Origin of the sequence: Lysinibacillus sp. FSL R5-0849, from assembly GCF_038595075.1 — a bacterium.
Lineage (GTDB): Bacteria > Bacillota > Bacilli > Bacillales_A > Planococcaceae > Lysinibacillus > Lysinibacillus fusiformis.
In genome coordinates this window covers 2,663,614-2,690,488 of the sequence record NZ_CP152004.1, presented here as the reverse complement: position 1 = coordinate 2,690,488, position 26,875 = coordinate 2,663,614, and the positions used below count along the sequence as shown (strand labels likewise).

Here is a 26,875-nt window from a genome sequence, read left to right as displayed (position 1 = left end):
AAGATTAGGATGGAACAGTTTATGACATTCTATTCATCTTTTACAATAAAAGTTTAATACAAGGGGTATTTTAATAATACGTGCCATACGCATACATATGTGGGGAAGGGTAATGGTATGGATATGGATAAGGGTATGGGTTTGGGTATGGACATGGTTTCATGGATGGCTTCTTTTGCTTGCATGAAGAATTATCAGTTGCCGATTCCACTCGATTACAGCCTTTTGGTGGCCCAATATAAGTAGATGGAACAATGGGTGCAATGGTTTTCTTCCATTGTTCCTCATCTAAACAATAGGTATGCGCCATAATATTGGCAGGTGTAAATTTCAATATATCGGAGCCTAAAATAACCTCTGGTGTTGGAGCGTCAAAGATAGCAAGCAAATGGGTGTTATCCTCTGTGGCAACCTCATAATGCCACCAGCCCTGTGGGATATTAGCTACTTGCCCAGGCTTAATCGGGTAGTTTTGAAGTTTTTTTGTAAAGGGATTTAAAAGGGAAACCGTTGCTGCACCAGAAATACAATAGACAAGCTCAGCTGCATTTTGGTGATAGTGTGGCTCAATGACATTATCTTTGCTTAAAAAAATATCCAGTAAAGATGTATTTTCTAATGTATTTAATTGTTCTACGCCAAGGATATTAATGTAATTTCGTGCATCTTTTTTAAAAAGCGTACTTTTGTTGACATCAAAGGTAAACTCTGCAGAAGGCGATGTATAATCGACATTTGTGTTAATACTTACATCCTTTCTCACTAAAATTGTGATATTCATCATCATCACAGATTATGATTGAAATGTTTATAGACTTATACAAATGCCTAGCGTTTGTCTAGAACTCTTAGCAAGCATATGCTAGAGGAATTGTATTAAATTACCACTGCTATTAAAGAACGTATGTGCGTATAATAAAAAGAACGTATGTTTTGTTTTGAGGGCGGCGTGGAAATCTTAGCAAAGCAGTCATGACTTTCAACGTTTTAGTTTTCTCGCAAGCGTCCCCCGTAACTGAACTGAAAGGGTGAGATAAGATGAATAAAGATCGAGGAGCTATGAAATGGACATCGATGATGCTTCCAGAGCATTTACTGCTTTTGAAAAAGTGGAAGCAAGAGGTGCAGACAGAACCGCCACGGGAACGTGCAGAATGGGAACTGGAGGAATTACAGCAAACCATCACACGTGCATTAGCAGAACGTAACTATATTATGTTAACTATTTGGGAAGAGGCTAATTTTGTTCAATATGGTGGCATTATTAAAGAGATGAATGAGATGGAACTTCTGCTAGAAACGATTACAACAACGAAACATATCGCATTGAAATATATTTATGCTGGCTATATAGAGGTGGATGGCAATAGCGGTATTGAATGCACAATCGAGTGAGTGAATTTAGTGCCTAATAATGAATGGTACGAATGACAGCGGATAACAAAGTCACTCATTTGAACATCTAAAATGAGTGACTGTCTCCTTATAGGTGCAATTGCATCACTATTTGCTCACCAATTGGTCCCATTCGTCTTTCACCATTATCTTCAAAACCTACGTTGAGATACAAATTCTGCGCAGCGATATTTTTGTGATTTACCACTAACACTACTTCGTTAAATTCTTTAAATTCATGCTTGACAAAGTCAGCCAGTAAAAGCATTGCTTTTTTTGCATAACCCTTACCTTGCTGTTTATGATCCATAGATAAAGCGGTAAGTAACATCGCCTGTGGATTGCTAGAATATTCCTGTACTCTTTCAGTTGTATGAAGTACGAAAAAACCAACAGGTATTTTATTACTTAAAATCACAATAGGGTACTGTCCCACTTTTTCGATAGTAATCTCTTTTGGTAAGGCAGTAAATTGGTGCTGTTCTACGGGCAATTCAAACTCATTTAACTGGTCTGCATAGTCTTCTGAAAAATGTACTAATTCAATGTTAATTGTGTCTTGCATAAACAAGCCTCCTTTTTTATTATTGTATACATAGAACAAATGTTCGTCAAGAAGGCTTGTTTAATAATCAGGCAAGCTGGCGTTCTTTTACTTTATAAATTACCAAAAAATAAAATAAAAGAAATACTCACAATTAAAATCAGTGTTAAAGCCATTGTCACAATGCCTCTCAGCAAGGTCGCTAAATTTCTGACATCTTTCATTCCTACAACACTTAGGTAGAAGCATACGATTGACAATAGCATTGTCAGTGTCAATGGGTGAAGATGGACATAGGTGACAAAAAAGTCTTTTAAGGAACCGGACAGAAAAAATAATAGGATGCAACCTAAAGATAAAATAAAGGACCAAAAATTTAAATTAATGCCCATTTGTTTTCCTCCTCTCTACTAAAACGATAGTTCTAGAAAATCTATAATAGAGTAAAAGGATGCAAAAAGAGGCCACTTGGATGAAAGTGACCCCTAGAACCAATAAAGGAGTGTCATGTAAAGTAGAAAGAACTTTACAATACTATTATTATGTTAAGTTATCATTTGGAGATAGTTATCTATCTTCAATGGCGTAAGAAATATATTTTTATTATCTCATAACAGGTTAGAATTGGGTGAAGGGGAAATAAAAAAGGCTTTAAGCTTTTTCATCATTAGAAATAAACAGAAGCTAAAGCCTTCATATGACCATTAGCAAATGAAGCTTGCACCAACAATATTGAGAAGAATGAATAGGACAACGATGAGCACGAAAGTTGAACTGTTACCACTGCCATCATTTCCGCCACAAATAATTATTGAAATTGCCTACATTTCCACAGTATCCCACAAAGGTTTCCATATCAATTGTATGTATAAGATTCAAATGGAGGAGCGATCATCATCTAAGTAACTAATATTAAATGGTGCCATCAAAAAAACATCCTACACGGATGTTTTTAATATAACGGCTGCCGCGTTTGACAAGGCGGAAAACCATTGACATCTTGAATCATATGAAAATCATACTGCTTTAAAGCAAATTGACTTTGATACAAATATTCGAGGACAAGAAGCTTCCCACCTGAAACGCCACAAAGAACACCAGATGTTCCTTGCCCATTCGTCAATGAAACACCGACCGGTTGCCCGATTAAATAGTAAATTTTATGTTGCCAAGGCACTATGCCACTCCCTTCAATCTAATTATATGAATGTAATGGTCAAAGGTGCATAGGGGAATGCCTAAGGTGGGATCACTTTAAAGTGGACTATTAATTACACCATTAAAATATTGGTTTATATGCTATAATATGGATATAAAAAGGCGTGAATGAAGGGGTGATAATTGCGTGAGGAAATATATGATGTTTGCATAGCAATGGCTATGGCAAAAAAATATTGAGCATAGCCGTTGCTTTTCCTAAAAAAATCTACACATTTAGGAGTGCAACATGAGCTATAAAAAAGCAAAGCATATTTTACCTGAAGAGTTGTTAGCGGCCATTCAGGAATATATGGATGGCGAATATATTTATATCCCGCGGAAAGAACAACATAAAGCTGGGGATCTCGTACCACTATAAAAGCTGAATTGGATTTGAGAAATGCCAATATTTATAATGTTTTTTTATCTGGAATGGTTAGAGAAACGCTAGCTGAAAAATATTATTTATCCCTAAAGAGCATCCAGAGAATCATTTTAAATGAAAAAAGAAAAGCAGCAAATCAACAGTCATTGCGTTTTTAAATCGCGATGGCTTTTTTTCTTTTATGAAGGAATATTGAGGTTTTATCAAAATTAATAATCAGCTATATTACAGGTATAACAAGAATTACCAAATGGGAGAGAGCGATGAATTTTACTGAATTATTGGGCATGTCATTTCCGACCATCCAAACAGAACAAATTCGATTAAGAAAATTAAAACGAGACGATGCGCCATCATTATACAATTATTATTCTAATGAAAACATCTATCGTTATTTGGATTGGAATGGTCCAGAATCCATTGAAAGAAGTATTGAGGTCATTCATATTTGGAATGAGGGCTTTGAAAAGGGGTGGATAATTCGTTTTGCTATTGCTGATAAAATGTCAGATGAGGTGATAGGCACTATATTTTTAAGTGAATTTGAGGGTAAACGGGCTGAAATAGGTTATGAGTTATCAGAAAAATATTGGCATAAGGGTATTATGTCAGAAGCTATGAATGAAGTATTGGCAATTGGATTTAATCAGTTAGGGTTAGTGAGGATACAAGCCATTGTTGCTGAAGAAAACATAGCATCAAGGAAGTTATTAACGAAATTCAATTTTAAAGAAGAGGGCTATTTAAGACAATATGAATGTCATAGTGTGACTGGCGAATGTAGAGATATGTTGATTTATTCTTTACTACGGAAGGGATAACAACGTAGAGAAAGCCGATAGGAGAGAATTATGATCGCCAAAAACCACGATGTAAAGCTGGGATAGCGTTGTACAAAAACATCTTGGGGGCGATGTTAAAGTTGCTATCCCGCAATTAATGTATGTTGTTGTAGTTATGAACATAACCACTGTCAATAAATTGAAAAGTAAATGAAATAAAGAGGCAAAGTTGAATCGTTAACATCTTTTTTGAACCATCTATAAAAAATTGAAAAGAAAAATTAAAAAAACTCAGCATACAATTACGTGTTGCCTGAGTTTTCTTTACGTAGCTACGAATTGGTGGATTTTCCGCCATCCACATGTAAAACCTGTCCCATTACATGTCTAGAATCATCTGATGCTAAATAAACGAATGTCGGGGCCACTTCAAAGGGCTGTGCCATTCGGTTAAAAAGATTCCCTCCGTGCAATGCGTTTTCGTCAGAGGAAAAACTGGAGGGGATTAATGGTGTCCAAATTCGACCGGGGCAATTGCATTGACGCGAATCTGCTTTTTAGCCATGCTCTTTGCTAAAGAAGGAGTCCAGCCGACGACAGCTGCTTTTGTGGCAGAGTAATCGATTAATAAAGGCTCACCAGCATAAGCTACTACAGATGCGGTACCAATTATGTAGCTACCAGCCTGTAAATAAGGGAGGGCCGCTCTTGTCGTATAAAAATGTGAATAAATATTAAGCTTAAACGTTTCATCGAATTGTTCATCTGTAATGTCAGTCAGGTCATTTTGTTGAAACTGAATGCCAACATGGTTACATAATATATCTAAGCGTCCAAACGTATGAATGGTTTCATAAACAATATTTGCACAATGTTTTTTTTCACGGAGATCCCCAGGAAGGAGTAAACATTTTTCTCCTAGTTCCTCAATTCTATTTTTAGTTCGAGTAGCGTCCTATGCTCATCTAAATAAGCAATTGCTACGTCGGCCTCCTCTTTCCGCAAAGGCAATCGCAGCAGCTGCACCCATCCCACTATCACCCCCAGTAATAAGGGCTACTTTCCCTTTTAATTTTCCACTACCTTTATAATGAGGGTTTTCAATGATAGGCTTCGGCACCATTAAGCTTTCGAGCCCTGGTTGACGAAGCTGCCTTTGTTCAGGTTGGGTAAGAGGTACTTCTTTATATTGCGTAATCTTTCCATAGACAGGATATTGAGGGTATGGATCTTCTTTTTTACTGTCCTCAAACCATTTTTGATAAAAACGAATTTGTTCCATTAAATCTTGGTTATTTTGAGCTGGCCCGTCACTTGGATTGTTAATAACCAATCCCTCCTTTTCAACATATACTATGATTGATTACCTTCGTATGTTAAAGCAAGAAAAAGACCATCATCGCAGGGGGATGGTTAGAATGGAGATAGAATTTTTCCCAGAAGTGACACGGTTACTAGAAAATAACGTATATTAATTAAACATTCATTATTTAAATTACAGCTGGTTTACACAGAGTATTGGTGTTAGACCCCCATATTATTGGCATCCCATTTACGAACCTTATTATCCATTAGGATAAAGGAGTCTATGAGCTCACGTTTTGATCGAGCTCATTTTTATTTTGTTATAAATGAGGAATTAGACATAATAGCATCGATGGCACAAGAGTGTAGGGGGATCAATATAATAAGTATGCGATTGTTGAATCTTGATGTTTAGGAGTGACACTAGGAAATGTTCATGACCGCTGTATGGGTAACGTTCATTTTTGGCAGTTTTTCATATATAATGTTGAAATATCCTCATGATGTTTTAAAGGTGAGCCCCTTTTCAAGAGGATTTGCGGAAAGCCCATTATTAAAAATCTACATCCAGTTGGTAGGGTGGGTATTTGTATTACTGATTATTGGTGTTTGGACCGATGTCTTCATTCAATGGCAGATTCTATAAAGTTTTTAAAAGATGAAAAATGCAGAATATTATTCCAATTTGGTGATTTTTTGCTTATTATTAAATTGGAGGTGGTTAGTAGATGTATAGTAATACTGCAAATATGATAAAACAAACAACAAATCTTATAAATTCATTGAATAAATTAAAACAAAATCTGACCTTTGTAAAATCATATGTCACTAGCGATAAAATATTGGCTATCTATTTTTTAAGTAATGCATATAGTGACTTTAATTTATTCAAAACTATTTATCTATCTGTAACACCTGGCGATCAAAAAATTGATGAATTCTTACAAGAGTTTGAAAAATTCTTTGTAGAAGTAAATAAATACTTACAGTTTATTTCTGAAGATAGTATGGAGGATCAACTGCATAAAGAAATAATGCTTTCGATTAATGAAACAGAAATGTACTTATTAAATTTATTAGATATTTATAGATAAATGTTTAGACATTCCTATGAAGGAGTGTCTTTTTATTACTAATACAGTATAACCAAGCTGAAAAATCGTATTAAAGAAGCTAGGATAAAATTGCAAACATTGCAAATATTTTATTTTTCAGAATTCGCCACCACAGAATCTTTGTACAGGGCCAAAGAGAAAGCTTTTAGCTAGTGGTGAATTATGTCCAACTAAAAAGCCGGATCTCGATAACTTGATTTAAAACATTAAGGGTGAGTGCAATAAAATCATTTGGAATGATGATTCACAAATAGTTGAGATGAATGTACGGAAGTTTTATTCAGAGCAGTCTAGAGCAGAGGTGACGATTAAATGAAAAATACATTTTGTTTACTGGTGATGCTCATGAAACGGTTAAGTTTGATTTTACAGCAAAGCATATTGAAATCTTTGTTACACTTTGGAAACTAGGGCTTTTAATCAACAAGATAGCTCAAAGGTTTTTAATCAGTAACGCTAATGTAGCTTTAATTGTTATGGACCTTGTGTTGGCGGGACGGATTGGGCCAAGAGCTGGTGGGTTGTTAGGTAAGAAGAAGGTGGTAGTTAAAAGAAAATGTTCAGCAAGGAAGGAGGAATCTTGCTGAACATTATTTTAAATATGATGATAATATTTTACTGAAGGTTGGATTATTTATTAATTAATGAAATCTTGAGGAACGCATTCACGAACACCAGAATTTCTTAATGAGTTAAATAAAGCTGCACTAATTCTTAATAAAACATTGTTATCAGTGCCATTTTCTAAATCATAGATGACAAAATAAGAATTATCGACTGTAAAAATACATTTTCGTTCTAATTTAAATCCAGGTGGTACAGGAGGAAGGTTAAAACGTGGTACAACTACAGGTGTATCTCCTTCCTCTCTGATAAAATTGAAAGTTTGCTGGTCAATCTCATAGATATTAACTGGATCAATCTCCACACCTTTTTCTGGAATTGTAATTTCATCTTCAACTAATAGGAAAAAGCGCTCGTTTCGAAAATTAAAAAGACTTCTCGCTCCAATTTCAAATGATGCCAATTTATATTCACCTCCTCTTCTATACAATATTTTATTCATATCGAATACAGTTGTTTGGACCAAAAGGAAGGTGGAGTGAAGAATAGTTTCTGGACTGAAGTCATTAAAAGATAATAGTAAAGGTGAGATTGGTTTATTAATTTCAAATATGCATGGAGATTGACTGAACAATATGAAAAAATGTGCAATAAAAAGATCAGCTAACAATAAAGTTAACTGTTCAATGGGCTCTTTAAAAGTGTTTTACTTGGTAATTTTCTTCAGAAGTATCTACAACAGCTGATTTTTTCTTATTCTCATTACCAACAACATGACCTTCTATATATACTTCATTGTCGCATATTCACCTGAAGAACTAACTTCATTTATTGTAACATTGATATTGTTTTCCTTTTTAAAATGCTCAACTGTAACTTGTATTGCTTTTTCTTTTGTATCTGACCATGCTTTTTCACTAAATTCCTTATTCATACCTTGGTCGATAAGGAAAAAGCCGCTAGAGCTAAAGCGATAATTGTAGTACCACCAAAAATAGATAAATATTTAATTAGTTTGTCATTCATAAAAAATTCTTCCTTAAATCATGTTTTCTAATAGTTTTTTAACAATAGTAATCCTATAACACGATTTTAGTTTTAACAATTAAATTTGGGTTACATGAAACTTATAGTAAGTATTAAGATCAATAAATGTACACGAGTGTTACTGAAAACTTTGAGGAAATGATTCATATTTAAAACACTCAGCATTACAGCTTGTGAGCCGATGATGAATAAAAGATCAGTCCAAAATAGAAAAGCCGCAGCGTTTGCAGACGCTAGAGCTCGAATTGGATTATGCCCTTTGATGGTGTGTTCACGAAGATTTACTTCAGTGGATTGAGAATTATCGTTGGATGGTGGAAACAATCGAGGAAGCAAGGCAGCCAGTAGCCTAAATCGATAACAACAGCTATATTCGAACTAAAATAGCTATGTATGGTATTGAAGCTACACTACCAAAGGTAAGTGGTGGGACGAGTGATCCAGTGTTTACAGAGGTACAACGACGTGTTTATTCGCTAAATTATCGGATTAAGGAATACGAGCAAAAGATTGCAGAGGTGCAAAAACGTATTTTGTTAGTACAAGGTGACAGAGAGGTTGAAGTGCTTCATAGATTGCTAGACGGGGATAGAATGAGGGTAATTGGTAAACATATGGGGTTATCTAGTACAACAATATTTAGGGTCAGAAAACAACATATTGAAACAAATGTTGAAGTAGCCGAAAGGCTGCTTCTTTTTAGTTTTTATAAAAGACTTGATCCTTAAACTAATAGCGCAGGTTTGTTCTATAACCAAAATAGGTTTATATCCAATTTTATATTTCTTTTTAACATATTCTAAAAATAATAGTGGGGTGAAACTCTCAGCTTATGGACTTATCACAAAGAATTACCAGTTGAATTTTTTAACGATTTTCTTTTTAGGGTTAGTAATGTTAATTTGGGGAATTAGAGAATTTCAACAAGAGCGAAAAGTTTATGGTTGGCTACTAATTGCGATATTTTTATTTTCAGTATTTGTGTCAATTCAGAGTTTCATATTGCTCTAAATATGGCTTGGTTTTTATGTGAACTTCGTCCACTTACCTTTTAGTCAAACTAACTGAGCAACAAAGTGCGCGGATACGCACTATAAATAAAAACACAATTCGCTTTACAAATATAACGTGGTGCAGCTCTACCACGAGTCGCAAATGAGCTAACTCGACAAAAACAATAGCAAAGCTTTCATCTTAGGATGGAGGCTTTTTCTTTTGCTTTGAAAACTACATCAACAGCCAAAACGCTATGAGTAGAGAGGGCGGAGTTTGGTGTGGTTTTAAGAGCAAAAAGGTATTACATATATTTCATTCTCAGGTTTAAGACTGGTTGGGAGGTGGAGATTGAAAAGAAATTATAAATTATTGTTGCAAACAAAGGGTATTGAAAAATATTTTAAACCCTATTCTAAACTTGATATTTATGATAGTGATACTATGAAGTCTCACTTACAAGTGAAATGGAAAGAATTTAGACAAAATACATAAATCTTGCTATCACTTTCAGGGTGGTAGCATTTTTTGTTGGAGGTGGTGATGTATGAGATATGAGAAAGCAGTTTATCTTTAATTAAAAAAAGCCACTATTACTGTGGCAAAATAAAAAAATACTTTTTAATATTGATCTCTATCTTTTAGTAATCACATATCCAAGCTTTCCCTACCCAGTAACACTGAGCAGCAGATGCAGTAGGGGCTGTAGAAGCAGCAGCAGCTCCGAAAAGTGCAGCAACTAATAAAATCATACCTAATTTCTTTTTCATTTTACTATCACCTCCTTATTTAATTATATTCTGCGAATTGGAAAAATATTACCTGGTTATATATTAAAATCTATTTTTTTATATTAAGTAGACTCTGAGAAAGAATGTAACTAGTTTTAGGTGGTTTAAAAACAAATGATGGAGGTGGGGTATATGAGAGATGGCTAGAGCAAGAGATACAAATCGAGCAATTGCAAAAATGTTTGGTGTTCCAGAAAAAACAATTGGTTCATGGAAATCAAAGGATAATTGGAATGAGAAACTTAATGGAGTACTCCAATCAGAAGAACGGAGTACTCCGAATAAAGCAGGAGCTCCGAAAGGTAATGTATGGGGATGGATGACGAAGATGCGAAGAAAGTTGCTCAAACTGGCATCTTTGAATTGATGGGGTGAAGATGATGACATTAAATATCTAACAAAAGATGTTAATGATCAAATGATCGAGAAACACCTGAATCGCTTAGAAGCGAACATCATGCGTATAGCCAAAAGCGTGAACTTCAGTGATGAATCGTTTGCAGGTAATTCTACAGGTGTGGCAATGAAGTATAAGCTTATGCGGCTCGAGAACAATTGCAAAACAATGGAGCGAAAGTTCATTACTGCTCTTGATCCTAAAGAAGTTGATGAGTCATGAATCAACAGGAAATCAATCAAATCTTAGATGAACTGGGAGCTAAAGCAGAGAGGGATATTGAAGTTGTATTTGCAAGAAGTTTAAAGTCTATTCTCGCTCATATGTTAGAGGGGCATCGTAAGTTTGGTAAGAACGGCCAAGCTACCTGGATTGACGTTAACAAGTACAATCGCTTTAATCAAGAGATGAAGTTAATTGCTCAACAGTTAAATGCTGTTTATAAAGAAGTTATTAAGCTCATACAAGCGTCACTGGAGCGTCTTTACATCGAGAGATACTTATTGATAGCTTACCTCTTACAACAGTCTACTGGCGAGGAAATGGTTATACAGACATGGCAATACGAATTGAGCAAGCTATGGGATGAACGAGGAAGAAAGCTATCCTTGTTGCTCGTACAGAGGGTGGTCGAGTTAGATCACAAGTAGATTTGGCTATTGAGGAACAGGCTAGCAAGACAGCACTGCTAACCAAGGTGTGGATGTCATCACTTGATACTACAGTTCGCAAGTCTCATAGATAGCTAGACGGGCAAAGAGCTGATAAAGACGGCTATTATCATTATGGCAAGTGGAAATCAAAAGCTCCACGGCTTTGGGGCATAGCATCGATGGATATTCAGTGTCGCTGCCATACAATTTTACATAATCAATGGCAAACTCCCTGAGTACAGACGAGGCAGAGATTACATGGATGATACTTACCAAAAGAAATTAGCTACTCTAATTGAAGCTTACATGTCTGCTTAAGGATTGACCTACAAACAAGCTTTAAATAAGGCTTACAAAGAGGTGAAACCGCCTAGGGTCACAGTGCCATTCATAAGCTTTGAGGAATGGAGACAACAGTTTAGTGGTGAAGGGTGAGTGAATAAACAAGTGTGCTTTAAGTTTTCTGAAAATTATGGGAGGATATAAAAAATGTGAACAATGTTTAATTTTAAATGAATTGCTTCTATAATAAAAAGAGTGCGCGCTGTATTTAATTGGAAGGAGCAACGAAATGATTGCAGATCAACAATTAGTTATAAACAATCTTGAAGAAAAAATAAGAATATTCACTCACACAGTTAATTGAAAGCTTATCAATGAAGAGGACTTCATTTTTACGAATACAGAAATACCCACGGATACATTTAATATACTTTTGCCGAAATCTTCACAGATAAAAAATGAATTTAACATTAGAAGTAGCATCGAAAGTATGACTCTTAAAGAATATCCCTTTAGTACGTGGATTGACTCTCGGTATTTGAACGCAAGCTGGCAAGACCTGATGGAAGAATATGACCTAAAAGAAGCAGAACGTAATGTAATGATGAAACTTGAAAATACTCTTAATATAGGTCAAAGAATTTCCCATCAACTTATGATTACTAGTGTGAAAAATAATGAAGATCTTTTAAAATATATAGAGGTATTTAAGAGCTTATTTGAAGGTACACCAGAAGAAGAGGCACTAAAAAGTTATTTTAACGAGTTTTCACTAAAAAAATTAGGTTCAGAAGTTCAAATGTTTATTGGTTGTATAGACGAAATGGCTGTAACTACCGGTTTATTAATAGAAAGCAAAGATAGTTATGGTATTTATGATGTGATGACAAAAGAAACATCTAGAGGTAAAGGACATGGCAGTGAAATGTTTCAAATTCTTCTAAATCAAACAAAGGATAAACAAAAACCGGTTGTATTACAGGCTTCCAATGATGGGAAAAATATTTATAAGCGATTTGGTTTTATAGAAATCGGAGAAATGGTTGTTTTTGAATAAATAGTTTTCTTGTTAAGCAAAAGGGCACTTTTATGCAACAAAGATTTTAAATTTCTTCATTTTATAATAGGGTAATTTGGACAATCTTACATTTCAAAAACATGCTTTGTAGATTTGTTATCTTATTAAGTTTATACGGTTAATCTAATCCAAGTTTTTTACAAATTTATCGTATGTGAAGTTAATGATAAATTTGTGATTAAGCCATTCATTTTGAGTGGCTTTTTTTTATTTTTGTCTTTTTTCTCGTAGACGCTATAAAGAACGGGCACAAAAATATTTTCGAACAATTTAGTCAATCGAATAACTAAATTGGGCAAGAAGGAAAACATGAGACCCAATCCATTTAACCTAAAAACTTTTATACCTTAAGATATTCAGATGCTTGTAGGAGAAGGTAATCCTAATCCAGAGCCCGCTTGAACCTACATCGGAGCCAGCACCAGGAGGAAACGGTCAAGGGGCTATGTTGACACTTGAATCGGTTCAATATTTTTAAACACAGAAACCAACAGAAAAGGATGATGGCACAATGAATTCACTAACGATACAACTAAAGCAAACAAGCAGTAGATAAAAAATTTTGATAAGTCACACCTAGATAAATTTGACACTGGCACATTAACAGGTGGAGATTTTGAAGGTTTGAAGATCAGCATTGTACAGCATAGTGCTTAACATTACGGGCCCGTTACCTTAATTGGTAATGGGCTTTAATTATTAAAAAATATTTAATTCTAGAAAGTCATCAGTTTCCATAAAACCAAACTTCTTATACACTGGTCTACCCATTTTTGAAGCCCCAAGCCAGATTTGTGAAATACCTGAAATCTTAGCTTCATCAACTAATTTAGTTAACAGCTTTGTTGCGATTCCTTGCCCACGATAATTTTCATTAGTATACATATTTGTGATATAAGCCTTTTTTCCAGTCTTATTGGTGTAACAAGGTGGAAATTCATAAAAAATTACTGCACCACAAGCTATAATTTCTTCATTATCTTCCACTAGCCATTGAATTAAAGTACCATCACTTAGTTTATTTTTAAAGAAAACAAATAGTTCTCTATCAATATCTATATTAGGTTCTATCCCCTCATCAACTAATTGCTTTTTTCTTAACTCGACCAATTTATCAATATCATCGACATTTGCTTTACGATATTTCAACTTCTCACAACTCCTTTATAAAATTATAACTGACCAGCTCTATAGCATAATTAATTCTAATCATTTTCGTTCTTATTAAACTAAACTGCATTAAGTTATTTACTAACCTGCACCGTTACTTTAATAAAACAACTCCCTAGTAAAGAAAACTCATAGTAAAAATACAAAAGCAAAAAGAATAAGACTTATTTATCTCACCTCCTACCCAAATTATACCATTGTCTATAGCGGAAAATAACACCTTCTTTCACTAACCTGCTCCGTCAGTTGAAGAAGAATCCGTTCCTCAACTCTTGAGGTTTGATTCTGTGCTTTTTTTACTTCTATAAATTAACACTCGTAAAAATACGAACGTTTGTTATGTAATTACACAAACGAATGTTCTTATCGAGGGGATGGAGTTGTATGTCGAATCCTGAGCAACGGCGACTATTTCATGAATTTTTAATTCTAGAAATGGCAGTTCAATCATTGCAAAGTGATTTCTCAGTAATAGAAAATTTAAAAATGAGTAAAGGTTATTTACCAATCCTCGATAAGTTATTCAAAGACATAGGCCAAGATTATTACGTTTCAAAAAGGTTGTTGGCAAAAGAGAAAATAAGATTATTCAAAGTAGAAAAGATTGACGAGTATTTTAGTGATGTGTATGTAGCTACAGCAGAATTCCTCCTTCCAAATGCAATACAATAAAATTGTATCAATACTGGGTAGGTGTTGTTAGTATAGAATTCAACTGGTGCCCAAATAAATATAAAAGTAGATAAATAGAGAGAAAGATTTAGTGAGCCTGTAGGATAGGGTTCTATAGAAATGTATCAAAACTAGAAAATCTATAAACAGCTTTCTAAGCCGTTGGCAGGGTAATAAATATATAAAGAAATTAAAATATTTAGTCATTCAGGAAAACTAAGTGACTATTATTATCGTTTTCTAGTTATCTGTCCATTTATTTTTCTGTACCCCAAGTACCCCAGTAAAAAATCTTCTGTACCCCATTTGTACCCCACATAAGAATACAATTAACGGCATATAAATAAAGGTAGTTCAAAAATAAAATTTTCAGAACGTTGATTTAATGATAGTTCACTAACTTAAAATACTAGTAAATAAAACTAAATCTTAAGAAATTCTTCAGGTTCTACTAAGAAAATATTTAAGTTTATAGTATATACTTATAAAAAAAGGAAATTCACGAAACCATTTGAAGTTTTAAAACGTATTGGTAGTTGTAGAAAGAATATTGGAGTAGGTGAAGAAGTGGCACATACGATTTACATAGTATTAACTAAAACAGGGACATTATTATCGAAAGCGATAGGTATGTATACTGGTAAAGAGATGAATCATGCGTCAATCGCATTTGATGAGAGGCTATACGAAATGTTTAGCTTTGGACGTAGGCAATTAAACAATCCTTTAAGTGGTGGCTTTTTGCGAGAGGATGCGGAAAGAGGGCTATTTGAGTCAGCGGATTGTGTCATTTATCGTTGTAGAATTTCTCATTATCAATATTTAGAAATGGCTAAAATCGTGCGTTATATGTATTGGAATCGAGATCGTTATAAATACAACTTTATCGGGCTTTTTGGCGTGATGATGCAAAAGGAGGTAAGAAGAGAACGCGCTTATTTTTGTTCCCAGTTTGTAGCGACGCTATTAAAGGTGGGAGGTTTAAAGATTTATCAAAATCCAGCATTAATGACGCCTCACTGCCTAGGACAATTACCATATTTAGAGCAAGTATTTGTAGGGAAGCTGGCAGATTATTTACATGTTGTGCGTGAGCCAGCTATGATGTATGGCTAACCTATTCCGATTGATAGAACGTATAAATTTAAATGGCAGAATAGAAGGCTATTCAGGCAATCTTTTTGGAATCCAGAAGATGGCCTGATTTTTTTGCGTTAGTAATATTTTCCTCATGTAGAATGAAAATAAACCTAGTTGCACGATAAGTGAAAATGAGTCCTAATGCTGTTAATGAGCTACCATAAAATTGGTATCATAATGAATAGGTTAGTAGAGTCGATAGCGACAATTGCAAGGAGGAAACGTAAATGAGTGAAGAGGTTATGGCGGTAGGCTGGGATGCGATTGATGAAGCTGTATCACAGGTACATGGGGAGCAGGAGCCAAAGCATTACGGCACCATGATTCCTTATTCATTAGGTGGACAAGACCCTTTGGATGGTATAAGTGCCTATAAAAGTGAAACTCCAGTTCCCCATTGGCATTTTGTCACATATGGGTTCTCGGAACTATATGAAAAAGAGCTTGAAAATAAAGACTATAGTGGTTATGGATTTGAATTGACGTTTCGCTTAGTGCGCTCCGAAGAGGAGGATGAACCACCAGCGTGGGCGTTGAATCTATTACAGAATATGGGTAGATATGTTTTTAATAGTGGGAATGTTTTTAGAGCGGGTGATTATTTAGATGCAAATGGTCCGATCTGTCTGGATGCTGATACGCAATTAACAGCGCTAGCCTTTACGCATGATCCTGAGCTTGCTGAAATGGATACGCCGAATGGCAAGGTGGAGTTTATCCAAATGGTCGGCATTACAGAGGATGAACTAGAAGCAATGCAGACATGGAAAACTCTTGGTGTACTACAGGCTGGTATTAACCAAATTCCAAGCTATATAACGGACTTAACACGCCCCTCACTATTACAAAGCCCTGAGATTGTAGAGGCGGTAGAGCGAGGAATGATGGAAGATGGTTCAAGTACAGGCTTTTTATTTGTCGATCAGCTGGCTTGGCAGGTAGGGAAAAAGGGCTGGTTTAACAAACAATCCCATGTTATTCAATTAGGGGCGAAGCAGGCCGATGTCATCGGCAAATTATTACGTGGGCGAATAGTAAAGGAAAGAAATCTTAGCTTAGTCGGTCAAGATTTAACTATAGTATTTAAACCAGATCATCAAGTGGGTTATCAGGAAAATGAACAGGAAATTACCATTACATTGAACAAAGAGGCAGCTGAGGAGTTAAGTCAAAATTTAGTGCCGCAAGAAAAGCGGTTTGCCCTATCTTCATTAGAAGGTATAAGTTTCCAAATTATGAAAACACATATAAAGAATCAAGAAGGAGCGGTTGTGAAAACAATCGGATAAGGTAATCTCTCGCTAAATATTTTTTGGCGAGAGATTTTTCTCTAAGAAAGGATGGAGCAGATGCAGCAGTCTATACAATATTTTTTAGCGGATGTGTGGGATCAACTTACCAAAGTCTATCAGCAAGAAAGTAAACGTCTTGATGGTATTCAACATCAAAGCCGACTACAAGCAGGTATCTTTAACTATTTAAAAATCACATGGAAAAAAGGCAAAAGTCAATACGGGACTATTTGTATAGATGTCTATGAACCATTTAGCTGGAGTGATAGTGCTTATAAGGTGGATGCAGGGACATACATACAGGAAATTATAGAACAAAACTATGTGGAGGATCTTTTTTCGGCTTTATGTACGAAGATGGAGCAAATGTTTCAGGCACAGTCATATGGTCCTCGATTTTTTGATTATCATTTTCAGGTGTTGCTTGAATTTGAGTATGGTGAGACGATGTGGGCATTTCAAAAGGAGCTGCTTAATGTTCAGAAGCTAGCGTTCATGAAACAGGAATTAGCGTCTTTTATGGAAACGAAAGTTATGGCAGAGCTTCCTGTGCTTCCAAGCGACAATGATGAGTTTTTCTTAGCACAGCATTTAGTCAATCCACATTTTTTCCAACAAACAGCAGAGGAGATCGAACCGATTATTCGTCAGCTACAGGAAAAACATCTGGCGAATAAAGAGCGTTTAAATCAGTGGAGCTATTATTTTACAAATGCTTTTAAACATTGGGCAGAAGACCACTTTTTAAAGAGCTATTTTGAGCAAACAGATGATTACACCAATGAGTGGTTACTTAAAAACGAAGACATAGAACCTTCTATGGAGCAGGAAAAGCTAGATTTCTTTCTCTATGTGGCGGTCAAAATCGGTTATAAAGAACCAGCTACTCGTTTACAATACCTTACTCTAGCTAAAGAGCTTGGCTCACAGCAGGCAACAGAGTATTTACGAAATGGGAGTGGTCGTTTTGAAAGTAAGTGCAAAAGTGCTTTTATTGAGGGGAGAGCAAATGATATTTTGCAAACGATTGATATACAAATAAAAAAGGAAGAGGAAGCGGCTTATCGTGAAGCGCTTCATTATATCATTCATCTTTTACAGGAAGGCTTTCCGAAGGGCTATAAAATGACTTTAAAGACGAAAGTGAAAAATTTCCTTCCGCTTAAAAAGCTAGCCAAATCGAAGCTTCATCAGTTTTTTGCTAATTGCCTAGCTTATCCTAGCCTTTTTCCTTTATTAGCAGACTATGCTCAGGTGGCAATGAAGGAATATGCATGGTACCAGGATGTAGAGCCAAGTGAAAAATCAGCCATGCCTGGAACCTATGCGGTTTTGGGCTTAGGGCTATATAGTAAGGATTATTTTCCGCTTGTGCAAAGCTACATGACCCTGGTCGATTCTGAGCATCAGTCTGTACAGGATTCCTATGGGGAGGCTTTTATTGAAGCTCACGGCTTATCGGTAGAGCTTATTCCTGTGTTTGTAGGCATTCTTCTTGGTGCTAATGAATCAGCAAAGCCGCTAAAAGGGATTGAAAATATGGAAGTAGAACTACTAAAGGCACTTGTTCAGGAGTTAGAAACGAAAGAAAGCTATGAGCGTGAATTTCTTTTGTACCGAATATTTGGCGGTGCTAAGAAGCTTGCACAGCGTATAAAACAAGAAACCTCAGAAAGGAAGGAAGTGCTAGAAAAATTACAACAATGGGTCAATTAGGAGGGGAAGCCAAATGGAATGGGCAGAGGTTAGCAAATCTAAAAATCTGGAGACGGTGCGAAAAGCTGTGAGCAAGCTGGATGTAAATGAACGCGATGCGCGAGGAAGAACACCGTTAATGCTTTTCATCACAAATCGAATGTCAATGGAAGGGATTGAGCTTCTGCTTGCGCAAAATATAGACTTGGAGGTACGAGATAAGCTGGGTGATACAGCACTTAAAAAAGCCGTGAAATTTAAGCGAAAAGAAGTTATTTCATTACTCCTTGCTAGAGGCATTTCTTTACAGGCTACAGAAGGAATGACAGCCACTGCCTGGTATGCCGCAAGAGCGCAAAGCGAAATAGCCGATTTATTGTTGGATACACCAGGCGCCATCAGATTGACCTTGAATTCGGAAGAACAGCGACAAGTGGATACCATCCTTTATGAAGAAAATCTCGAGAAGATGTGTCAACAAATTAGCAAGGTTTCCTCGTCTATTATTTTGCATGCCATTGTCAATCATTACAACTGGGATGATGGGCCAGAGCCGATGCTAGAGGCATTAAACAATCCAGTATGTGCGGTGATAACCTTTATGGACATGTTTGAGTTAATGGAGGGTGATTATTGGCTCGCGCAAACAGAAGAGGAACTGGATGGCTTGCCTTGGAAGCAGCAGTGGAGAGAGATGGCGGAGAAACTACAGGTCAAGTTAGAACTTTAGTAGGAGGAAATTTTTAATGGATCAAAAGGCAAAGAAAATTTTAATGCAAACATTTTGGCAATCTGGTAGATGGAGAGATGGGGAGTATACGTATACAGAGGAGGATTTTCAGTATGCGAAAAGGATGGGCTTGATGTTTGATCGTTTAACGATTTCCCATGATGAATGTATACAAAGACTGCGACAGCTTCATGATGACAGGCTAACTAAGGATCTTGTGGTGAAGGCTTTTTTGCACAGCCTCTCGACCCGTAAAGTATATTTACGGAGTGCGTTATCAAGCTGGGCTCTTACTGCACAACTACCGATCCATACGTATCATGAGCGACCTGAAGAGTTAGTATCCTACAGTGCCTGTGGCTATTGTAATGAACATAAAATAATGTCGAATGAAAACTATATAAACGAAGATCTAAATGTCCTTAATTTTGAACGAGTGAAGTGGGGAGGTGTTCGCTTAAACTGGCTAGTGTATTGTTTGCTCGATCTTGAATGTTTAATACAAGAACAAGAGTCATTAATCGTTTGTGAGGCAGATATAGAGATTTTCAAACAGATGCTAGAGGCTATAAAGTCCTGTAAAGATATGGATGCTGCTAGACAATTAGAAAAGCGTTGGAAGGATGTTTTCAAGTCCAATCAATATGAGCGAGATGCCGTTATGGAAATATGGGGGTATGCTCGCCTACTAGAATCGACAAACGATTATCGCAAGGAACGCGGGCGGGGAACTGATTTTATGTCTATGGCAACTTGGAGAGGTCAGGACGGCTATTCAGAAGAAAAAGTGAATTTCTACTTTGGCTCTTATTTATAAAAAGAAGCTTTTTTGCAATGAATATAGAATGGTTCGTGCAATGGCGTCAGCAGAGCTGTAATACCTTTTACATATGACTCAAAAGTTCACGTCATTACAATTAAAGAGGGGCTATATGAAAAAAATCAAAATTATTTTGTCTTTACTTATAATCGTCATCGCTATTGGCTTTTTGATTGCAAAGTAAGACGAAGGATACTCTGCAACAGACGTATTTAGAGAACGCTAATTTTACTGTTGAAAATCCATCTATAACCATTCATACCGTAGATACAGACAAAGAAGATATATATACCCGAATTAAAATTCCAGAAGAAACGCAAAAAAGGATTTTACAAGCTTTTCAGAATGCAAAATTTGATAAAGCAACTATAAATCCAGTTGATTACGATTACCGAATCACCATTTCATTAAATACAGGTTATACTATGTACCTTGTTTCAGAAAAAAGGTCATTGACCGTTAATAGGACGGAAGAAAATTATACCATGGTAAACGATAACGATTTTTTTAGCATATTAGAAAAGGTAACTAAATAAAGAGTCCACCATTTACTATTGTAAAGTGAGATTCTAAAAGCTTTGTGATTCTGTTTTTATACAAGTCCTAAAACAGCGCCACTACAGGAAGCGTATGTGTTTCTTACGTTATTATTGTCTGCAATTGGTGTCACTAGTTTATTTTGTGCAGCAAAACACTGCATTGTTTTTTAATACTCATTACGCAGTCTTTTTATTAAACGTATTATTTTAGCCATCTACTGTTGTTATTACGAATTCAATATTGCATCTCTCTATAAAGGGAGATTTAAAAGCAAAACAACAACCTAAATTTTAAAAAAAGGTGAGAACATGAGAAGAAGTTTAATTTCTAATCTATTACTTTTGTTTGGCACGTTTATTTTACTAGGGGCTTTCGCTTATCGGTTATTGATTACTTCTGATATACCCGTTTCATATGCAATAGATGAAGCCGTTACTCTACATGTACTCATATTTATTTCTACAATGTTATATATTTGTGGCTCAATGATTATCTCTCGAAATACCATTCGATACACTGTAATAGCTGTATTAACGGTATTTATGGTGCTGAATATTTATCTTTTCAATACGGATGCTGAATATTTTGATGCCTCATATGCTCAAATAGCCATAGTCTTTATTCTGCATCCATTATTAGTTATTTTAATAAATGTTTTAGTGCAATTAAGAACAAGCCAACGCATTAAGACCGTTTTTGAGGATAAAACAGCTACAAGGTCGTATAAGGCTGCTGAATAAGCCCAAAATTAAATAGTGAATGACCGATAACAAACGCCATTTACTTGAGATAAAAAAATCTAGAAGTCCTGGCTATAAACACAATGAAAGGATTCAAATACGTAAATGTATTGAATCCTTTCAACAGTTTAGACAAAGAAAAAGCTGAATAGAGCTAATAAGATGGTCATAATAATGATAGGGGCAATCAGTTTCATATGTCGTTTCCGTTCTAAAACAACAATCGCTACATATTCACGAATCATGGCATTAGGCCAATAGTAAAAGGCCGTTTTCGAACCAATGCCCTGACTGTTTAAGCCAGCAAGTCTGGCATAAATTCCTGCACGAAATAAGTGGAAATTATTGGTTGTAAAGATACTGTTATATGCCTCGCCTTGTTTAATATCGTCCATTATTTGTTTCGAAAATAACATGTTTTGATACGTATTGACAGAACGATTTTCTTGTAGCGTATGCTCAATGGGAATCCCCTTTTCAATCGCATACCTTTGCATGGCTTCTGCTTCAGGTAGATTCTCATCAGATCCTTGACCACCAGACAAGATGATCGTTGGAGGGGTACTTACTGCAGCTTGTCTATGATAGAAATCGATCGCTTTTTGAATGCGGCTAGCTAACAGGGGCGGTACCTTATCATTAATTAAGCCACTTCCCAGTACAATGATAAAATCTTGATTATACTTGGGACGATTAAATTGATAGAGAAAATAAGCTGATAAGAAATTAGATAAATGGATAAAGAAATAAAATGTAATAAGGGATACCCCTGCAAATATCGGTTGGAGATGGCTTGAAAACAAGCTAGCTGGATTGATTATCGGTAACAGCATAAATAATAAAATGCCAATGGCTACTAGCAAGGTTAATGAATTAGCCAAGCGTCTACCTTCCCGTTTCATTAAAACTCTAGCATTTAAAAATAGGCCAAACATTAAAGCAATAATTGCAAAGGGAATAAGGAGAAAAAGGGCAATTAGTGGAATAACGACAGCCATTCTTAAAAAGTAAAGATCCGATGAAAAGGAAACAATGAAGCAGAATAACAGAAATGAACAGACAAACATATTAAATAGTAGTCCGTTAATCATCTTTCTTGGGTCTTTCCAATAAGAAAATAGAAAAATGAACAATAAAATTAGTGGAATAATGCCAAAATACATAAAAAATACACCTCTAGTGATGTTGTGGATGGTATCTTTCTATTATAAGGAATTATTAGCTGAAATCAACTAACTTCCAGCATGAGGAATGCCTTAGACCTTCAATGAAGGAATGGCATAGCATTGATTTCTAGTAAAGTATATCCACAACAAACGATTCTTGCTCTCGCTCTGTTTGTTCAAGTATCACGAAGGTAAAGTATTTCTGTTATACTATCAAACAGATAGAGGTGATGAACATGTATATTGTGACGATAGAAGGTCTACCCTATGATTGGCTCGGCTCATTGCAAGAACTACATGCCCATGTCTTTGATGGTGCTAAGCTAACGGTTGAAAAGCTAGCCAAGAAAGAGGGCCTCCTTTGCCTCTTGGCGGTGGAGGATGCAAATGTCATTGGCTTTAAACTAGGATATCCACATCCAGATGGTGTATTTTATAGTTGGTTGGGTGGTGTTCATGTCACGAAGCGAGGTCAGGGGATTGCTAGCCAATTAATGAAAAAACAGCATGAACATATTAAAACACTAGGCTTTGACAAAGTTCGTACATATGGCAGAAATACATTCAAAACCATGCTCATCACCAATCTCAAGCATGGTTTTGATATTGCTTCCACATTTGTGGATGAAATGGGAAGACATAAAATCATTTTTGAAAAATCGATAGATTGAGGAGTTCAACATGAAAGCATATTTAGCAAATGGATTATTTTCTTTAGGGGATCGTTTAGTAAATGAACAACTAGCCGCAGCAATTCGTGAAGCAGTACCAGGCATTGCCTTATATGTTCCGCAGGAGAATGATGCTATCAATGATAAATCAGCTTATGCGGATAGTTTAGCGATTGCTCAGGCAGACTTAGAAATGCTACAAAATAGTGATGTATTAATTGCTGTATTAGATGGGGTTGAGATTGATTCTGGTGTAGCCGCTGAAATTGGGGCGTTTTCTATGCTGAATCGTCCTATTATTGGTGTACTGACAGATGTTCGTCAACAAGGGCGAGACAATATGCAAAAAATAGAGGCATTGGTACGAGATGGGCTGGAGAATCAATTTGTCTACCGTAATTTATTTGTAATTGGCTTAATTAAACGTAATGGGGTTATTACAGCTTCTATTGAAGAGGCTGTGGAAGCTATTCAAAAATTGTAATACGAGGTGGAAAAACGATGCTATTAGCAACATCCGATGTGGTGGCAGGAAAAGAAGTGGTTGAAACATTAGGTTTAGTGAAGGGGAATTCTGTACAGTCAAGAAACATTGGGCGTGATATGATGGCTGGACTTCGAAATATTGTGGGCGGAGAGATGAAAGAGTATGCTGAAATGCTAGTGCGCTCCCGTGAAATTGCCACACAGGCAATGGAGGAAGAGGCCAAACAACTAGGCGCAGATGCAGTGGTTGGCGTACGCTATGCAACGTCTTCCGTGATGGATGGCACATCAGAAGTATTAGTATATGGCACTGCTGTCAGATTAAAATAAATAGTAAGAGGACTTTAATCGAATGGATTAAAGTCCTTTTTTATTCCGCATTTCTGTCATTTAATGTGAAAATTTTGTTATTTATGTCAAAAATTCAACCTATTTCGTTTAATGAAGTTTTCGGATAGAAGGCGTATAGTACCAATTATACCAATTAACTAGAAATTTTATGGTGAAATAGGCTAAATATGTAAAGGTTATTTAAAGTTTGGCGTGAAAGAAAGAGTGGGATATATGTTGGATTCACTTGCTTAGTCAAGGAGCTCATATAGAAGAAATGGATCCTCTTAAGCTTAGAGTAGAGCTGATTGAGATCATTCTGTCTATGCAGCAAAATTATCGTTGTATGGAATATAAGTAGATAAAACAAAAAAGAGGAATCGGACTGCGATTTCTCTTTTTCTTGTTTTGTGCCTACCTGTTAAAGGTATCGATTCTGTTGTCATAAGTAACCTCAAATTGTACGTACCCGTTTTCATTTTCATCTGAAAAAGTCAAAGCCTTTGGTTTACAACCTGATAAGAACAACATACAAGGTGAAATAGTAAAAAGTTTACTCCTTATCTTATACATCCTTCAAATGGTATTTGAACGTATATCATGGACATGAAACATCATTAGCATGGAGTGGTGTCTATGTTTATTTTATTGAAAAAGCTGTTCAATGAATGACGTATCGAAATCACTAGTAAGCTTGTAATCCTTCATGTAATTTTCTTCATATAAATAAACGAATAAATGCTCGGCATCATCTAAACGTAAGCCAACTTCTCGGTCGCCATTAATCGCTAAAGTGATCCAATAAGCCTCTTTAAAATTAGATTTAGTAAACCATACCTTTTTTAATGGTTGCTCGTTTAATTGCTGCATGATTTGATTCATTTCAGCTTCATCTGTTATCGTTATTGTTTTTTCATCTGAGGCACGAATAATTTCAATCGACTTAATTGCCTCTACATCAAGACGTTCCGTAACCTCCTTTGAAAAATCCGTGTCACGCGTTAACAGCATTGTAGAGATATACAGAATAAGTAGAGGTAGTAAAATGCCTAGAAGTATTTTATATCTTTTTTTCATGCTCTTCTCCTTAAATTCTAAAAATTCGCACATATGTATTCTTATCCACGCTATAATTGAGCATATACTGAAATGATAAAGGAAGGCAATAAAATGACACATAATCATGCAGAAAAAGAACTTTTTTACCCAGACGGAACGATCATGTATCAAGGTGGTGTCAAAAAAAATGATTTCGGCCACGATATTTATGACGGCAAGGGCATATTATTTGACCAAGATGGTGAACGATTATTCGAGGGTGAATTCGTCAATCATATGAAACAAGGAAATGGCATTATGTATTTAAAAGGGCAGCTTATTTATCAGGGCGAATTTATTCAAAATAAAAAACAAGGTCATGGCATTTTATATAAGGACGGTGCCATTCATTATGAAGGTCATTTCCGGAATGATTTAATGGATGGTTACGGCATTTTATATTATGAAGAGGATCTTATTGCCCCTTATCAAGCTTTGCGCGAACGATATCCCCATTTAAATCAGCCTCAATACGAGGGTGATTTTGTTCATGGCATGAAAAAGGGCAAAGGCAAACAATACTATCCAAATGGTTTTTTACAATACGAGGGTGATTTTATTTGGCATCATATGCAGGGGGCAGGGAAGCTCTATTATCCTACTGAATCACCGACAGCCGAGGAGCTTTCCATTGGTGTGACAGCGCTCCGATATGATGGCTACTTTTTTGAAGATACGAAGCATGGTAAAGGGAAAATCTATTCTCGGCAAGGGGTTCTAGAAGCGGAGGGGCAATTTAAAGAGGATGCGATGACCGGACAAGGGGTACTTTATTATGCAAATGGACAAGCCTCTTATATAGGAGAGCTCGTGCATGGCAAAAAGCATGGACGTGGGGACTTTTATAATGAAAAAGGAAAGATCATTTACAGTGGCGAATTTATCGATGATGAACGGCTGCGGATTACACCTGAAATCGAGCAGGAGATAGAGAAACTACAAATGCAGCTAAATAGCCTTGTAGGTCTACCAAATGCCAAAAAGGAACTACATAATTTAATCAATTTTATTAAAATTCAAAGTTTGCGGGTGGATCATGGCTTAACAAGTTTTCCTATTACCTATCATCTTGTTTTCTCTGGTAATCCGGGCACAGGTAAAACAACAGTTGCACGTATTATTGGTCAAATTTATAAGCATCTGGGTGTCCTATCAAGCGGTCATTTTGTGGAAACAGATCGTGCAGGGCTTGTGGCAGGATATGTGGGACAAACAGCGTTAAAGGTTCAAGAAGTGGTCCATAAAGCAAAAGGAGGTGTTCTTTTTATTGATGAAGCCTATTCCTTGATCAATGATAAACAAGATGCGTTTGGCAAGGAAGCCATTGATAGTTTATTAAAAGCTATGGAAGATTTACGAGATGACTTAGTAATCATCGTTGCCGGTTATACAGAGCTTATGGAGGAATTTTTACAATCCAACCCAGGCTTTAAATCACGTTTTAATCATTTTGTACAATTTGATAATTTTAGTACACAGGAACTCTATGAGATTTTTGCTATGCTTTGTCATAATAATGACTATCAATATGGTGAATCCTTTGCACATCATATGAAAAGGCAGCTAGATCAAATACCAATTGAAAGCATCACTAACTTCTCGAACGGTCGTTATATTCGAAACTTGTTTGAAAAACTGGTAACCATTCAATCAAACCGACTAATTCAACAGGCATCGATAACAAAAGAACAGCTGATGACATTTGAGGAGCATGATATCTTATTGGGCATGGCAGAAAATTTATTTGATAATACTTTTTAAAGATAGTATGGTTGTACGTCTGCTCTAGAGCAA

General features: G+C 35.9%; 33 protein-coding genes and 4 pseudogenes. 25 read left to right on the top strand and 12 right to left on the bottom strand.

The genetic code is table 11. The features are described 5' to 3' along the window. Positions 1-70: 70 nt before the first annotated feature. Positions 71-745, bottom strand: coding sequence for a cupin domain-containing protein (locus MKY80_RS13265; RefSeq protein ID WP_237068898.1), 675 nt, complete (start codon positions 743-745; stop codon positions 71-73). A 293-nt stretch (positions 746-1,038) separates the two neighbouring features. Between MKY80_RS13265 and MKY80_RS13260 the strand changes: the two genes are divergently transcribed. Continuing rightward, complete coding sequence (locus MKY80_RS13260; protein WP_342529682.1) at positions 1,039-1,395, top strand: YolD-like family protein; 357 nt, start codon at positions 1,039-1,041, stop codon at positions 1,393-1,395. Positions 1,396-1,483: 88 nt separating this feature from the next. Here the strand turns inward: MKY80_RS13260 and MKY80_RS13255 are convergent, their stop codons facing one another. From MKY80_RS13255 to MKY80_RS13240, 4 genes are all read right to left on the bottom strand, one after another. Beyond that, on the bottom strand, positions 1,484-1,960 hold the full coding sequence (locus MKY80_RS13255; RefSeq protein ID WP_036126585.1) for a GNAT family protein: 477 nt from the start codon (positions 1,958-1,960) through the stop codon (positions 1,484-1,486). A 92-nt stretch (positions 1,961-2,052) separates the two neighbouring features. Next, a complete protein-coding gene (locus MKY80_RS13250; RefSeq protein WP_008181928.1) occupies positions 2,053-2,331 on the bottom strand; it encodes a hypothetical protein in 279 nt (92 codons plus the stop codon). 312 nt (positions 2,332-2,643) lie between these two features. Further along, the gene (locus tag MKY80_RS13245) at positions 2,644-2,703 is read right to left on the bottom strand and encodes a YjcZ family sporulation protein (protein WP_272898258.1); all 60 of its coding nucleotides are present in this window, start codon (positions 2,701-2,703) and stop codon (positions 2,644-2,646) included. Positions 2,704-2,891: 188 nt separating this feature from the next. Beyond that, the gene (locus MKY80_RS13240) at positions 2,892-3,116 is read right to left on the bottom strand and encodes a hypothetical protein (protein ID WP_025117363.1); all 225 of its coding nucleotides are present in this window, start codon (positions 3,114-3,116) and stop codon (positions 2,892-2,894) included. 270 nt (positions 3,117-3,386) lie between these two features. Here MKY80_RS13240 and MKY80_RS13235 point away from each other — a divergent pair, with 270 nt between their 5' ends. Both MKY80_RS13235 and MKY80_RS13230 read left to right on the top strand, forming a co-directional pair. Then, complete coding sequence (locus tag MKY80_RS13235; RefSeq protein WP_255319035.1) at positions 3,387-3,518, top strand: hypothetical protein; 132 nt, start codon at positions 3,387-3,389, stop codon at positions 3,516-3,518. A 269-nt stretch (positions 3,519-3,787) separates the two neighbouring features. Beyond that, entirely contained in the window at positions 3,788-4,345 is a 558-nt protein-coding gene (locus MKY80_RS13230; protein WP_090003314.1) for a GNAT family protein, read from the top strand. A 293-nt stretch (positions 4,346-4,638) separates the two neighbouring features. Here MKY80_RS13230 and MKY80_RS13225 read toward each other — a convergent pair. Beyond that, a pseudogene (locus MKY80_RS13225) lies at positions 4,639-5,588 on the bottom strand (SDR family oxidoreductase). A gap of 751 nt (positions 5,589-6,339) precedes the next feature. On the opposite strand from MKY80_RS13225, the gene MKY80_RS13220 reads away from it, so the two are divergent. The 3 genes from MKY80_RS13220 (at position 6,340) to MKY80_RS13210 (ending at position 7,313) form a co-directional block, all read left to right on the top strand. Further along, the gene (locus MKY80_RS13220) at positions 6,340-6,705 is read left to right on the top strand and encodes a hypothetical protein (protein ID WP_008181425.1); all 366 of its coding nucleotides are present in this window, start codon (positions 6,340-6,342) and stop codon (positions 6,703-6,705) included. Between the two features lie 226 nt (positions 6,706-6,931). Next, positions 6,932-7,042 (top strand): RusA family crossover junction endodeoxyribonuclease, encoded by a 111-nt coding sequence (locus MKY80_RS13215; RefSeq protein WP_309598893.1) that lies wholly within the window; start codon positions 6,932-6,934, stop codon positions 7,040-7,042. A gap of 10 nt (positions 7,043-7,052) precedes the next feature. After that, a complete protein-coding gene (locus tag MKY80_RS13210; protein ID WP_342529673.1) occupies positions 7,053-7,313 on the top strand; it encodes a hypothetical protein in 261 nt (86 codons plus the stop codon). 50 nt (positions 7,314-7,363) lie between these two features. Here the strand turns inward: MKY80_RS13210 and MKY80_RS13205 are convergent, their stop codons facing one another. Then, the gene (locus MKY80_RS13205) at positions 7,364-7,753 is read right to left on the bottom strand and encodes a spore coat protein (RefSeq protein WP_090003313.1); all 390 of its coding nucleotides are present in this window, start codon (positions 7,751-7,753) and stop codon (positions 7,364-7,366) included. Between the two features lie 318 nt (positions 7,754-8,071). Further along, the gene (locus MKY80_RS13200) at positions 8,072-8,224 is read right to left on the bottom strand and encodes a hypothetical protein (RefSeq protein WP_342529670.1); all 153 of its coding nucleotides are present in this window, start codon (positions 8,222-8,224) and stop codon (positions 8,072-8,074) included. A gap of 556 nt (positions 8,225-8,780) precedes the next feature. Between MKY80_RS13200 and MKY80_RS13195 the strand changes: the two genes are divergently transcribed. The 3 genes from MKY80_RS13195 to MKY80_RS13185 all read left to right on the top strand — a co-directional run bounded on the left by MKY80_RS13195 (position 8,781) and on the right by MKY80_RS13185 (position 9,825). Beyond that, positions 8,781-9,065: a hypothetical protein gene (locus MKY80_RS13195; RefSeq protein ID WP_237068897.1), complete on the top strand. Its 285-nt coding sequence runs from the start codon at positions 8,781-8,783 to the stop codon at positions 9,063-9,065. 88 nt (positions 9,066-9,153) lie between these two features. Further along, positions 9,154-9,348, top strand: a complete 195-nt coding sequence (locus MKY80_RS13190) for a DUF3953 domain-containing protein (protein ID WP_255319036.1) — start codon at positions 9,154-9,156, stop codon at positions 9,346-9,348. 333 nt (positions 9,349-9,681) lie between these two features. Next, a complete protein-coding gene (locus tag MKY80_RS13185; RefSeq protein WP_342529668.1) occupies positions 9,682-9,825 on the top strand; it encodes a hypothetical protein in 144 nt (47 codons plus the stop codon). 146 nt (positions 9,826-9,971) lie between these two features. Here MKY80_RS13185 and MKY80_RS13180 read toward each other — a convergent pair whose 3' ends face one another. Continuing rightward, positions 9,972-10,100, bottom strand: a complete 129-nt coding sequence (locus MKY80_RS13180) for a hypothetical protein (RefSeq protein ID WP_255319037.1) — start codon at positions 10,098-10,100, stop codon at positions 9,972-9,974. Between the two features lie 178 nt (positions 10,101-10,278). Here MKY80_RS13180 and MKY80_RS13175 point away from each other — a divergent pair. From MKY80_RS13175 to MKY80_RS13160, 4 genes and pseudogenes are all read left to right on the top strand, one after another. After that, a pseudogene (locus tag MKY80_RS13175) lies at positions 10,279-10,401 on the top strand (phage terminase small subunit-related protein); the annotation flags it as partial. Positions 10,402-10,472: 71 nt separating this feature from the next. Next, positions 10,473-10,698: pseudogene (locus MKY80_RS13170) on the top strand (phage portal protein); the annotation flags it as partial. Between the two features lie 38 nt (positions 10,699-10,736). Continuing rightward, positions 10,737-11,168 carry a hypothetical protein gene (locus MKY80_RS13165; protein WP_089987368.1) on the top strand — a complete coding sequence of 144 codons (432 nt, stop codon included), beginning with the start codon at positions 10,737-10,739 and terminating at the stop codon, positions 11,166-11,168. A 574-nt stretch (positions 11,169-11,742) separates the two neighbouring features. Then, a pseudogene (locus MKY80_RS13160) lies at positions 11,743-12,510 on the top strand (GNAT family N-acetyltransferase). 720 nt (positions 12,511-13,230) lie between these two features. Here the strand turns inward: MKY80_RS13160 and MKY80_RS13155 are convergent. Continuing rightward, on the bottom strand, positions 13,231-13,680 hold the full coding sequence (locus MKY80_RS13155) for a GNAT family N-acetyltransferase (RefSeq protein WP_089987366.1): 450 nt from the start codon (positions 13,678-13,680) through the stop codon (positions 13,231-13,233). A gap of 405 nt (positions 13,681-14,085) precedes the next feature. Here MKY80_RS13155 and MKY80_RS13150 point away from each other — a divergent pair, with 405 nt between their 5' ends. The 8 genes from MKY80_RS13150 to MKY80_RS13115 all read left to right on the top strand — a co-directional run bounded on the left by MKY80_RS13150 (position 14,086) and on the right by MKY80_RS13115 (position 21,330). Next, entirely contained in the window at positions 14,086-14,373 is a 288-nt protein-coding gene (locus MKY80_RS13150; protein ID WP_089987365.1) for a hypothetical protein, read from the top strand. Between the two features lie 567 nt (positions 14,374-14,940). Next, positions 14,941-15,489 (top strand): hypothetical protein, encoded by a 549-nt coding sequence (locus MKY80_RS13145; protein ID WP_008181440.1) that lies wholly within the window; start codon positions 14,941-14,943, stop codon positions 15,487-15,489. Positions 15,490-15,740: 251 nt separating this feature from the next. Then, the gene (locus MKY80_RS13140; protein ID WP_008181442.1) at positions 15,741-16,802 is read left to right on the top strand and encodes a suppressor of fused domain protein; all 1,062 of its coding nucleotides are present in this window, start codon (positions 15,741-15,743) and stop codon (positions 16,800-16,802) included. Positions 16,803-16,862: 60 nt separating this feature from the next. Continuing rightward, positions 16,863-18,521, top strand: a complete 1,659-nt coding sequence (locus tag MKY80_RS13135; RefSeq protein ID WP_089987364.1) for a DUF6138 family protein — start codon at positions 16,863-16,865, stop codon at positions 18,519-18,521. A gap of 13 nt (positions 18,522-18,534) precedes the next feature. Then, the gene (locus tag MKY80_RS13130) at positions 18,535-19,230 is read left to right on the top strand and encodes a DUF4274 domain-containing protein (protein ID WP_342529659.1); all 696 of its coding nucleotides are present in this window, start codon (positions 18,535-18,537) and stop codon (positions 19,228-19,230) included. A 16-nt stretch (positions 19,231-19,246) separates the two neighbouring features. Further along, entirely contained in the window at positions 19,247-20,047 is an 801-nt protein-coding gene (locus MKY80_RS13125) for a hypothetical protein (RefSeq protein WP_089987363.1), read from the top strand. A gap of 176 nt (positions 20,048-20,223) precedes the next feature. Beyond that, entirely contained in the window at positions 20,224-20,586 is a 363-nt protein-coding gene (locus tag MKY80_RS13120; RefSeq protein WP_342529658.1) for a hypothetical protein, read from the top strand. Between the two features lie 312 nt (positions 20,587-20,898). Then, positions 20,899-21,330 carry a hypothetical protein gene (locus tag MKY80_RS13115; protein ID WP_090003306.1) on the top strand — a complete coding sequence of 144 codons (432 nt, stop codon included), beginning with the start codon at positions 20,899-20,901 and terminating at the stop codon, positions 21,328-21,330. A 128-nt stretch (positions 21,331-21,458) separates the two neighbouring features. Here MKY80_RS13115 and MKY80_RS13110 read toward each other — a convergent pair whose 3' ends face one another. Continuing rightward, positions 21,459-22,493 carry a YdcF family protein gene (locus tag MKY80_RS13110; protein WP_089987361.1) on the bottom strand — a complete coding sequence of 345 codons (1,035 nt, stop codon included), beginning with the start codon at positions 22,491-22,493 and terminating at the stop codon, positions 21,459-21,461. A 239-nt stretch (positions 22,494-22,732) separates the two neighbouring features. Here MKY80_RS13110 and MKY80_RS13105 point away from each other — a divergent pair, with 239 nt between their 5' ends. From MKY80_RS13105 to MKY80_RS13095, 3 genes are read left to right on the top strand one after another with little or no spacing between them, the layout of a single operon-like run. Continuing rightward, positions 22,733-23,167 (top strand): GNAT family N-acetyltransferase, encoded by a 435-nt coding sequence (locus MKY80_RS13105; RefSeq protein WP_090003305.1) that lies wholly within the window; start codon positions 22,733-22,735, stop codon positions 23,165-23,167. A gap of 10 nt (positions 23,168-23,177) precedes the next feature. Then, entirely contained in the window at positions 23,178-23,651 is a 474-nt protein-coding gene (locus tag MKY80_RS13100) for a nucleoside 2-deoxyribosyltransferase (protein ID WP_008177169.1), read from the top strand. Positions 23,652-23,668: 17 nt separating this feature from the next. Further along, complete coding sequence (locus MKY80_RS13095; protein ID WP_008177171.1) at positions 23,669-23,983, top strand: YbjQ family protein; 315 nt, start codon at positions 23,669-23,671, stop codon at positions 23,981-23,983. Positions 23,984-24,628: 645 nt separating this feature from the next. Here MKY80_RS13095 and MKY80_RS13090 read toward each other — a convergent pair. After that, positions 24,629-25,060: a hypothetical protein gene (locus MKY80_RS13090; RefSeq protein WP_089987359.1), complete on the bottom strand. Its 432-nt coding sequence runs from the start codon at positions 25,058-25,060 to the stop codon at positions 24,629-24,631. A gap of 93 nt (positions 25,061-25,153) precedes the next feature. Here MKY80_RS13090 and MKY80_RS13085 point away from each other — a divergent pair, with 93 nt between their 5' ends. After that, a complete protein-coding gene (locus MKY80_RS13085; RefSeq protein ID WP_089987358.1) occupies positions 25,154-26,842 on the top strand; it encodes an AAA family ATPase in 1,689 nt (562 codons plus the stop codon). The last annotated feature ends 33 nt before the right edge of the window (positions 26,843-26,875 follow it).